The sequence below is a fragment of the Dactylosporangium sp. NPDC049742 genome, assembly GCF_040674675.1.
GTDB lineage: Bacteria > Actinomycetota > Actinomycetes > Mycobacteriales > Micromonosporaceae > Dactylosporangium > Dactylosporangium maewongense.
Genome location: NZ_JBFANF010000135.1, coordinates 1 through 10,528 on the forward strand (window position 1 = coordinate 1; position 10,528 = coordinate 10,528).

Annotated in this window: 8 protein-coding genes, 1 tRNA gene and 1 pseudogene; 6 read left to right on the plus strand and 4 right to left on the minus strand. The window is 71.1% G+C overall.

Annotation, left to right across the window (positions count from 1 at the left end; translation table 11 throughout):
- Positions 1–455: hypothetical protein (locus tag AB0J72_RS58320; protein ID WP_363417723.1), on the plus strand; the 455-nt coding region annotated here is incomplete at its 5' end.
- Positions 456–543: 88 nt separating this feature from the next.
- Here the strand turns inward: AB0J72_RS58320 and AB0J72_RS58325 are convergent.
- From AB0J72_RS58325 to AB0J72_RS58340, 4 genes and pseudogenes are all read right to left on the minus strand, one after another.
- Positions 544–615: transfer RNA gene (locus AB0J72_RS58325), tRNA-Val, on the minus strand.
- Between the two features lie 67 nt (positions 616–682).
- Positions 683–877 (minus strand): annotated as a pseudogene (locus AB0J72_RS58330) (DUF6158 family protein); the annotation flags it as partial.
- 53 nt (positions 878–930) lie between these two features.
- Positions 931–3,000, minus strand: coding sequence for a family 20 glycosylhydrolase (locus AB0J72_RS58335; RefSeq protein ID WP_363417726.1), 2,070 nt, complete (start codon positions 2,998–3,000; stop codon positions 931–933).
- A gap of 88 nt (positions 3,001–3,088) precedes the next feature.
- Positions 3,089–4,144 (minus strand): DUF5937 family protein, encoded by a 1,056-nt coding sequence (locus AB0J72_RS58340; protein ID WP_363417729.1) that lies wholly within the window; start codon positions 4,142–4,144, stop codon positions 3,089–3,091.
- 100 nt (positions 4,145–4,244) lie between these two features.
- On the opposite strand from AB0J72_RS58340, the gene AB0J72_RS58345 reads away from it, so the two are divergent.
- The 5 genes from AB0J72_RS58345 (at position 4,245) to AB0J72_RS58365 (ending at position 10,405) form a co-directional block, all read left to right on the plus strand.
- Complete coding sequence (locus tag AB0J72_RS58345) at positions 4,245–5,465, plus strand: MFS transporter (RefSeq protein WP_363417732.1); 1,221 nt, start codon at positions 4,245–4,247, stop codon at positions 5,463–5,465.
- Between the two features lie 138 nt (positions 5,466–5,603).
- Positions 5,604–7,439 (plus strand): SCO2524 family protein, encoded by a 1,836-nt coding sequence (locus AB0J72_RS58350; RefSeq protein WP_363417736.1) that lies wholly within the window; start codon positions 5,604–5,606, stop codon positions 7,437–7,439.
- Positions 7,440–7,442: 3 nt separating this feature from the next.
- Positions 7,443–8,372 (plus strand): SCO2523 family variant P-loop protein, encoded by a 930-nt coding sequence (locus AB0J72_RS58355; protein WP_363417739.1) that lies wholly within the window; start codon positions 7,443–7,445, stop codon positions 8,370–8,372.
- Positions 8,369–9,328: an SCO2522 family protein gene (locus tag AB0J72_RS58360; protein ID WP_363417742.1), complete on the plus strand. Its 960-nt coding sequence runs from the start codon at positions 8,369–8,371 to the stop codon at positions 9,326–9,328. Before AB0J72_RS58355 ends, AB0J72_RS58360 begins: the two co-directional genes overlap by 4 nt.
- Before the next feature lie 867 nt (positions 9,329–10,195).
- The gene (locus tag AB0J72_RS58365) at positions 10,196–10,405 is read left to right on the plus strand and encodes a hypothetical protein (RefSeq protein ID WP_363417745.1); all 210 of its coding nucleotides are present in this window, start codon (positions 10,196–10,198) and stop codon (positions 10,403–10,405) included.
- Positions 10,406–10,528 lie beyond the last annotated feature (123 nt).

Genomic DNA, 10,528 nt, shown 5'->3' on the forward strand with positions numbered 1-10,528 from the left:
TCCGGTCCTACTCGGAGGTGCCACTGCAATGGACGAGATCTTCGGAACCGATTGACCAGGTAGGCGGTGAACGGAACCGACTCGACGTGGGCCGTTCACCGCCGTACCGTCGGCCGGAATGGAGGGTGGAAATGGCACTCGCCCGCAAGAACTCGCGCCGGATCGTGGTCGACGGCGTGGTGTACCGGTGGACGGTCAGCCGACGACCGTCATACAGCCAGGGCCTGGGTGAATCGCCACTCTCCTTCGCCGTCGAACTCGCGGACGATCCGGCGGGTCGGCTGCTTGTGACGCTGGCGGTTGCGCGGCCAGACAACTGGCTGGAGCTGCCAAGCGGCGTGGTGACGCCGGCACTGGTCGCACGGTGCATCACCGATGCGAGGGACGCCGGCTGGGACCCGCGACGGCGGGGACCGGCGCTGCGGGTCCACCTGCCGGTCCAGGTGGCGGAGTGACCATCCAGCCCTGATAGTCACGCAGTTAGTCACGCAGAGATACAGAAGAGGCCGTTTCCGACTCGCGGAAACGGCCTCTGACCTGTCGTGGGCGATACTGGGATCGAACCAGTGACCTCTTCGGTGTGAACGAAGCGCGCTCCCGCTGCGCCAATCGCCCGTGACGTTTGTGCACTCTACCTGATCCACCCCGTCCGTCGCATCTTTGGGGGGTCGGGTGGGGTGTGTCAGCGGATGCGGGCGAGGTTGATTTCGCGGGAAGGGTGGCGGCGGAGGTATTCGCCTTCGAGTTCGGTGGTGCGGCGGGTGTGGTTGGCCAGGGCGCTGTCGGGGCCGTGGCGGAGGGCGTCGTGGCGGGTGCCGTGCAGGCTGGCCAGCTCGCGGAGCAGTGCTTCCTCGGTCAGGGCGCCTGGGGAGACGCCCTGCACGATGTCGTCGGTGGGCATGTACCGGCGTGTACCCAGCGGGTGGCGGGCTACACGAGGGTGAGGCTGAAGTCGTCCGCGTAGTAGGAGGGCTGGCCGTACCAGCCGTGCACGAAGACCGTCACGGAGGTGGTGGTGGCGCCGGTGGTGAAGGTGACGGACAGCGGGGCGTAGGCGTTGCCGGTGCCGGGGGTCCAGGTGCTGGCGTTGACGCCGGTGCCGGTCGCGCCGATGTACACGTAGCTGCCCTGGACGTAGCCGGTGAGCCGGTAGGTGCGGTTCGGCTGGACCGTGACGGTCTGCTGGCACTGTGCCGTGTCGCCCGCGGTGACGGCGCCGGCGAGGGCGCGGGTGCCGGAGCGGACGGGGCTGGTGACCACGGAGCAGCGACTGCCCGTCCACGGCGCGAGGGATCCGGTCTCGAAGCCGCCGTTGGCCAGTACACCGGCGGGCGGCGAAGACACGGAGGCCGACGCCGACGGCGAGCGCGACGCGGACGGGGAGACCGACGGCGACGCGGACGGGGAGACGGTGGGCGAGGCGGACGGCAGCGTGGACCACGGCACCTGCGGCGACCGGTAGTAGTTGATCCCCTGCACGGTCCAGCGCGGGCCCTGCGCGCCGAGGCGCACCTTGAACGTGTCCCAGTTGCGCGCGGACTGCGGCGACCACGCGAGCTCCGCCAGGGCGGGCATGCGCGGGAACGCCATGAACTCGATGTCGGCGAGGGTGCGCAGCGTCTCGCTCCACAGTGGAGCCTCGACGCCGAGGATCGAGGCGGCCGGGACGCCGGGGAGGTAGGTGCCGGGGTCCCAGTTGTAGGCGGTCTGCACCTCGATGAGGCCGGCCCAGGTCAGGCCGAGCGGCGTCGCGTTGGTGTACTTCATGTCGAGGTAGGTCTTGTTCGCCGGGGAGAGCAGGATCTTGTCGCCCTTGCTGACGGCGGAGCTGAGGTCGGCGTCGGAGGTGCCGGTGCCCCAGAACTGCGCGACGCGGCCGGCGGTGTGGTCCGCCTGGCCGATCTGGTGCCAGCCGACGACGGTCTTGTTGAGCGCGCCGGCGAAGGGCTGGACGCGGTTCATGAACGTGCGGTAGTCCGCCTCGCTGGTGCTGTGCGCCTCGTCGCCGCCGAGGTGCAGGTACGGGCCGGGGGTCAGGGCGGCGAGCTCGTTCAGGACCTGCTGCACGAAGGTGTAGGTGACCTCCTTCGAGACGCAGAAGGAGCTGAAGCCGACCTCGGTGCCGGTGTAGAGCGCGGGCGCGACGCCGTTGCAGTTGAGCTCCGCGTAGGAGGCGAGCGCCGCGTTGGTGTGCCCCGGCATGTCGATCTCGGGCACGATCGTGATGTGCCGGGCGGCGGCGTAGGCGACGAGGTCGGTGTACTGGGCCTTGGTGTAGTAGCCGCCGGCGCCGCCGCCGACCTGGGTGCTGCCGCCGACGGTCGCCAGGCGCGGCCACGCGTCGACGACGATGCGCCAGCCCTGGTCGTCGCTGAGGTGCAGGTGCAGCACGTTCAGCTTGTACTGGGCGATCTCGTCGATGTACCGCTTGACGGTGTCGACGCCGAAGAAGTGCCGGGACACGTCGAGCATCGCGCCGCGGTAGGCGTAGCGCGGCCGGTCGACGATCCGTCCGCCGGCGACGGTCCACGGCCCGCTCTGCACGGTCCGGGCCTCGACGGTGGGCGGCAGCAGCTGGCGGAGGGTCTGGACGCCGTGGAACAGGCCGGCCGGCGTCTGCGCGCGGATGGTGAGCAGCGACGCGGTCACGTCGAGCTGGTAGCCCTCGGTGCCGACGCTGGCGTCCGCGCCGGACAGCAGCAGCGCGATGCCGCTCGACGGCGTGCCGCTGCCCGTGGTGACCGGCAGCGCGTAGCCGGTCGAGGGGCGCAGCAGGGCCGCGAGGGCGTTGCCGACGTCGAGCGACTCGGTCTGGATGTCGGTCCCGGAGCCGAGCGTGAACGTGACGCCGCCGGCCGGCTGGACGGACGCGGGCGCGGGCACCACGTCCTGGAGGCTCACCACGGCGGCGTCGGCTGGTGGCGCCGCGATGGTCCAGACGGCCCCCACGGTGACGGTCGCGAGGGCGAGTGCGGCGGCGAGCAGGGCGGGACGTTGCACGGCGTCCTCCAACAGGAAAACTCATAGTAAAGTTTCCTGTTAATTGATGGCCTCCACTGCCCGGCTGTCAAGGGCTCCCAGGACCGGCTCATCGCAGCAGCGCCGCGAGCAGGTCGGCCCCGAGCGCCGCGGTGGCGGTGAGGTCGAGGGTGTGCCGCACGTACCGGCCGCGGCGCGTCGTCTGCAGCAGCCCCGCCTTCTTCAGCACGGCCAGGTGCCGGGACACCTCGGGCGGCGTCAGGTGCCAGGCCTCGGCCAGCTCGCCGGTGGTGTGCGGCCCGCGCGCCAGGGTCCGGCACAGCCGCTGCCGCACCGGGTGCGCGAGCGCGTCCAGCCGGGCCCGCACGAGGTCCATCGACAGCGGCCGTCCCTGGGACGCCGCCGGGTACTGCACCACCGGCCGCCACCCCGGCGCGTGCACGGTGAGCAGGTGCGGGCGGCCGTACACCGACGGGATGAACGTGACGCCGTCGCCGGCGGCGCTCGTCGAGCTGTCCTGCAGCTTGTCGATCCGGATCCTGGTGCCGCCCGCGGACGTGTCGAGGGTGACCGCCGGCGACACCGCCGTGAGGGCCGCCGCGATGCCGTGCCGCGCGAACAGGTCGGCCTTGTGCCGCGCGTCGGCGGCGAGCTGGTGCTCGACCTGCCGCCACGCGTCGAGGAAGAACGCCTCCGCGCACGCTTCCAGCAGCTCCCGTACCGCGGCCCGCACCGCCGACGGGTCGGCCAGCAGCCGCTCCGCGAACGCCGCCTGCCGCGGACCCCGCGCCAGGGCCAGCTCCAGCGCCCGGTCGAGGTCGCGGGGCAGCCGGGGCGAGCCGCAGCTCATGACGAGGGCCGCCGCCACGTACGTCTCGTCGGGGATCGCGTCGACCGCGTCGAGCTCCGCCGGCAGGGTCGGGCGGGGCCGGCCGGGCACGAGGAAGTCCGCGCGCGAGGACCGCCACAGGAACTCGGCCTCCAGCAGCCGGTCGGCGAGCGCCGGCTTCAGCCCGGCGAGGGTCGCGCCCGCCCACGCCTGCAGCGCCGGGTGGTGGGCCGGCTCGGCGAGGACGTGCAGCATCGAGGTGAGCTCGGCGAGCGGCGACGGCGCGAACACGCACCGCTCCGCGGGCATCCCCGTGATGTCGATCGTCAACGCCACCCCCCCATCGTGCCAGCGCCCGGGCGCGCACGGGGCAACGCTTGACGGGTCCCGTCAACCCGCGTGATCGCGCCGGGTCGCGCGCCGCACCGTTGCCGCCATGCGATTCGGTCCCCGCCATGCGGCCGCGCTCGCCGTCGACGCTGTCGGCGCGGGTCTCCTGCGGCCGTTTCTCGTGGTGTACGGCCTGAGCGTCCTGCACCTGTCTGCCGCCGCCACCGGTCTGGCGCTGTCCGCGGGTCTCCTCGCGGGCCTGGTCGCCGTGCCGCTCACCGGCCGGTGGCTCGACGCCGGGGGCGGCCCGTTCCGCGCCCGGGTCCTGCCGGTCGTCACCACCCTGGTCGTCCGGGTCGCCGGCGTCGGCGTGCTGCTGGCCGCGCACGGCGTGGCCGCGTTCTCGGTCGCGTCGCTGCTGCTCGGGATCGGCAACCAGGTCTGGCCGCAGGCGCACGCCGCGCTCGTCGCCACCCTGGCCGCGCCCGAGCCGGCCGACGCGCCCCTCGCGGCGGCCCGGTCGCTGCGCAACGCGGGCCTCGGCGCGGGCGCGCTGCTGGCGGCGCTCGCCGTCGCCGGGGGGCCGGACGTGCTGCGCCTGCTGGCCGCCGGCACCGCGGCCGGCTACGGGGTCGCGGCCGTGCTGGTGTGCACCGTCGTGGTGCCGCCCGCCCCGCTCGTGCGCACCGGGCGGGCCCGGGCGGGCCGGGTGCCGGGCATGGCGGTGCTGGTGTGGGCGAACCTGCCGTTCGCGCTGTGCTTCGCGGTCCTGGAGGTGGCGCTCCCGGTCGTGCTCACCGAGCAGCTCGGCGCGTCCCCGGCGTGGCCGGCGATCCTGTTCGCCGGCAACACCGTCCTGGTCGTGGCGCTGCAGGTGCATCTGGTGGTCCGGCTCCGGCACCTGTCGAGGCGGGCCGTGCTGGCCGCGTCCGGGGTCGTGCTCGCCGCGTCGTACCTGGGCTTCTGGGCGTGCGGCGCGGCCGGCGCACCGCTCGCCGCCCTGTGCGCGGTCGCGGTCGCGTACACCCTGGGCGAGATCCTCTACGCGGGCAGCGGCACGGCGCTCGTCACCGCGGCCGCGCCCCCGCACCGCCTCGGCCACGCCCTCGGGCAGTGGCAGCTGTCCACCGGACTCGCCAACGCCGCGGCGCCGGCGCTGCTGCTGGCCCTGCTCGACGCCGGCCCCGGCGTGCTCTGGCCGGTGCTGGCCGGCACGACCCTCCTGGGCGCCGCGGCGATCCACCGGCGGGCCCCTGAGGTGGCCTCCGAGGTGGCCTCTGCGGTGGCCCCGGAGGCGGCGCCGGAGCCTGTCCCGGCGGTTCGCTGAAACCGGAACGGCATTCACGTCCGACGTTCCGCCACAATTGGGGGGAACGGTAGGCCAGGACTTGCGGGCGCCAATAGACTGCGACTCTCACGAGTGCGGTGCCGACGGCGCGCCGCCGAACAGATGGTGGTGCGGTCGATGAGGGTCCATCCGCGTCAGGAGCTGTTGTCGATCTGGAAGGCCGTGGTCCGCAATTCCCTGAGAAACAAGACCTGGGAATGGGGCGGGCGCGACGGGCGCAACTCGATCAGCGACGCGGAGCAACTGCTGTGCCTCCTGCTGCCGGCGACCCAGGTCGACGCGTTCCGGCTGGAGCGGCCCGACGAGACCAGCGAGGCGATGATCGCGGCCCTGCGGCCGATGGGTGGCGCGACGGATATCGCGCCCTACCTGATCGGGCTGCTCCGGGAGTACTTCACCACCTATTCCGACAAGGAGACCGGCACGCCGGTCTTCGCCGGTGGCAGCTACTTCAAGACCCGGCCCGGCGTCGAGGTCACCAAGGAGCAGGTGGACCTGTCGATCGTCGACTCGTATTCGACGTCGATGACGCTGTCACTGGCGACATTGGGATTCGTGACGGTCTATGAGCCGGAGACCCAGCGCGAGCAGGTGAAGGCCGACCTGCAGGATCTCAAGGCGCGCGCCCAGGTCCGCCTCAGCGCGGCGATGATCGGGCTGCTGCGCAGCTTCACCGTCAACGTCTTCACCGCCGACGACGAGGAAGGCCGGATCCTCTACGGCACGATCAACCAGAGCGGGTTACCGGCCCGGGCCGTCGTCTCCCAGCTGCGGCGGGAGCTGCGCGAGACGATCGCGAGTTTCAGCAACGTGACGATCGGCTCCGGCAACGCGCCGGAGGACCTCGCCCAGTCCGACCGGCTCTTCGAGTGTGGCTGGTCGTGGGGCGTCGTGGCCAACGCGCCGGTCATCGAGACCGTCGAGGACGTGGGCCGCCAGCCCGACGGGGTCGCGATCGACAAGCCCTACCTGTACTTCACCGTCACCGCCCTCGACGCGATCGAGGACCTGCAGTCCGAACGCACGCGCATCCTGAACCTGCTCAACGAGGAGCAGCTGCGGCTCGCGCAGGCGTTGCAGCTGCGGTACGACCTGACCCGGTCCTACTGGGCGGCCGTGGCGACGTTCGGCACCGGCCGGTGGCCGGTCGAGGACATCCCGTGGCGCACGGTGGACGACGTGGAGTCCGTCTACTTCACCCTGCTGGTCACCTCCCTCGCCGTGAAGGGTCTCGCCCGCGAACGCGGCTCCGACACGGAGCTGAGCCGGATCGGCGACGTGCTGATCAACCTGGCCGAGCGGGCCCGGCTGATCACCCGCCCGCTCAAGGACGACCCGATGCTGCTGCTGCACGTGCCGGGCGTGCTGCTCAACCTGGAGGGCACCGAGACGGTCGGCCCGCCGCTGCACTGGCCGATCACGGAGTTCGCCGCGCTGCTCATGCAGCGCACGCACGCGATCGCCGGCCTGCTCGGCGAGTCGCAGAAGCGGTCGGAGCTGATCGACCTCGCCGACCGGGTGTGGGACCACCTCGGGCGGCGCAGGATCAACGACGCGCCGGGTCAGGGCCTGTGGGACCAGCCGAAGTCGGCCTTCGCCGGAATCGACACGCACTACGATCTGCCCTCGTGGTACTACACCGTCCGCGTGGTGCAGGCGCTCGTCGGCGCCGCGAAGACGGTGGTCCGGCCGACGCTGCGCAGCGACGCGCTGCACAGTCTGGCGCTCGACCTTCTGAATGAGGCGGACCACTTGTTCGACAAGGAACTGCTGGCCGGGTCGATCGACGGCCGTGGACCGCTGAGCCGGGAGCTCCAGCGGGTCCGCGCCGACCTGCTGCGCGCCCGGGAGCTGGTGTCGTCGCGGCCGGGCACCTCCACGGCACTCACGATCGAGGCGCTGCAGAAGCTCGACCAGCTCGAGAACGCCCGCAAGAACGTCTCCGAGGACTGACGCATGCTGGTCTTCGCGGCGTCGGACAAGGGTGGCACGGGCCGGTCGGTCACCAGCAGCAATCTCGTCTACCGCAGCGCCCTGGCGGGCAACGACGTGTGCTACCTGGACTTCGACTTCGGCTCGCCGACCACGGGCGCCATCTTCCAGATCAACTCGATCCTGCGCGGCACCAGCCGCGGCGGGCTGCACTCCTACCTGGACGGCTCGCGGCCGAGCCCGGAGCGGCTGGACGTGTGGGCCGAGTCCGACCGCAAGAGCCTGCGGCAGCGGCCGGCGCAGGCGGGCCGGATGGTGCTGTTCCCCGGCGACCGCGGCAAGGGCGAGTTCCCGATCGACAAGGACATCGTCGACCGCTGCGTCAAGCTCTTCCTCCAGGTGGAGGAGGAGTTCGACCTGGCGCTGATCGACCTGAGCTCGGGCCGCTCCTACGCCACGGAGATGGTCCTCGCCGCGACCGCGCGGCCGGAGCTGCAGAACGTCGGGCAGCGGTGGCTGATCTTCCACCGGTGGACCCGGCAGCACGTGCTCGCGGCGGCCAACCTCGTGTACGGCGAGGGCGGCATTCTCGCGGTCGGCAAGCAATACGAGCACAAGCCGGAGCACCTCACCAATTCGCTGCGATTCGTCCGGACGGCGGTGGTCAATCCCGACGGGCCCGACGAATCGGCGAACCTGGAGGGACTCCGGCCGGCGCAGGCGTCGTGGCTGAAAGAGGTACACCAGGATCTGCTGGAATTGGCGAACCAGCAGAAGGTCGGTCGGACATTGACGCTTGGCGAAGTCCCGCTCGATCCCGTGCTACAGTGGCGGGAACAGCTTATTTCGGACAACGACGTTTCAGACCGCATGATCGCGAATGCGGCGACCGTGGACGCATTCGAGCTGCTCGCGGAAAAGATCATGATCGACTCCGCTTGGGGGACGCCATGAGCGTATCTGAGGTGGTGTTCCGGGAGTCGGTCGCGCAGCGTGAGGTCGCGTCGATCCCGCTGTCCCACGTCTCGATCGAGCTGGGCCACCTCTACGCCGAGCAGTTCAACGGCGGCGACATCGACGCGATGCGCCGGCACTTCGCCGAGATCGCGCCCTGGGTCGAGGCGGCGCGGCAGTCCGCCGCCCGCCGGGCCGGCCGCACCCGCCCCCGGATCAGCACCTGCTTCCTCGTCGACGACTACTTCACCCGCTTCAGCACGCCGGCCGAGCTGATCCCGCTGCTGGTCAAGGCCGCAACCGAGGCGGGCCTGACGATCGACTACCTGGCCCGCGAGTCCGGCTGCGCGACCACCGACCGCGGCATCCCGCTGGCGGACATGCTGGTCTCCCGGATCGTCGACGACCCGCCGCCGCTCACCAACGGCTGGCGGCCGCCGTCGTCGGAGTCCGGCTGGCTGTGCAACGGGGTGCGCTCGCCGCAGTCGGTGCCGACGGCGATGAACGGCGCCGCGAAGTGGCAGAAGCCGCAGGAGAACGCCGCGAACCGGCACTCGATCTTCCTCGACGTGGAGCTGTGGAGCGACGAGCCCGGCGGCCGGCTCTGGTCGTGCCCGCTGCTCGCCGCGGTCTGGCAGCTGCTGCGCCTCGGCATGCTGCGGTACCAGAGCGAGGACCCGGCCAGGCCGGCGCGGTGGCACGGCGACCTGCCCGCCGAGTGGGAGCAGCTGCCGGCGATCGTCAGGCTCAACGAGCAGGCCGACCCGTTCAGCGCGTACCAGACCTATTCGATCCTGAGCGGCCGCTTCGTGCCGGTCGAGACGGCGGTGCGCACGATCCTCGGCCAGACCTCCGTCGAGGCGGCGGTCCTGGAGCAGCTGACCACCCGGGCCCGCGCCGAGGGCATCGAGCTGCCGGCGACGCTCATCGAGCGGATCAGGTACGCGTTCCCGTAAACCGCATACCAGCGGCGGGCTCGCCGCCCGGCCCACGTCGCCGGCGATGGACTCGAACAGCACATACGCTGCGCTCATCCCAACCGCGACTGCGACGATCGCCCGCACGTGCATTCCTCGACGGCCTGCTGTACTGCATTCTGCGCGGTCAGAGCGTCGGCCACGTGGGCGGCTCGATACCAAGTCGGCTCAGTGCTGTCGCGCGAACGTGCCACTCCCACAGGCAGCCGGCCCTCTGTCCGTCTGCCGTCGCAACCTGATAATGGACTTTGCGAACCTCGTCAGGGTGGAAGGGGTCCCAGTCGATACCCCAGCTGTGCAGTCAGGCCTCCCAGGCCCAGTGCCAATCGCGCGACGGCACGTTGCTGCGCCATGAGAACACCACCACCCAGTCCGTCTGATCCATGCGGAAAAGGTAGCTGACGGCAGCGTCGATGGGATGCCCGCTTGCCTCCGGCGGCCAGGGCCGCGCGCCCTGGACTACGGCGGGCCGGGAAGCCCGGGGCGGGCTCCGAGTCCTCCCGGTCTGAAGCATGTTGCGGAAGCGCCCACCAGAGCCGCGTCACCCTGCGGACGCCGCTGGGAGAAATCTGGGAGACGATGTTGCCCAACAGGCCCCAGAGCGCCGCCGCGAACCAACGGAGACCTATACCGTGACCTGCGTCTTTGTCCGCGCGGGCAGGTCCGGAGGAGAAGTTGACCTTGTTCACACCGAAGAGGTCACTGGTTCGATCCCAGTATCGCCCACCGCAGGTCAGAGGCCATGTCGAGATGATCGACATGGCCTCTTTCCTTGCCCTCAGTGACTAAGTGAGTGACATTGCATCGAACCTTTGATCCCGTCACCCACATCGGAGGGCCATCGCAATGCCTCGCATCTCCAACCCCGTCGTGCTGCGCGCCTGGCGTCATCGCGGCGAGGAGGGCAAGATCCACTACATGGCGGTGTACGCGGACGGCAAAGAGCGCCACCTGCACGTGAACGCTGGAACTCCGCTCTACGACGTTCTCGACAGCCACCTTCTCGCCCAGGGGTACACCGGGCCGAAGAGCGGCGATCCGGCTACTGAGGAGTAGGTGACGGCGGGCGCAACCATCGGTTGGTTGCGCCCGCCGTTGTCCGACTCCGGTCCGGCGTTCGCCTACCTCTCTTCGGCGAAAATTCTGTCCATGGCGACCGCGCCGCCGAGCAGCACGGGG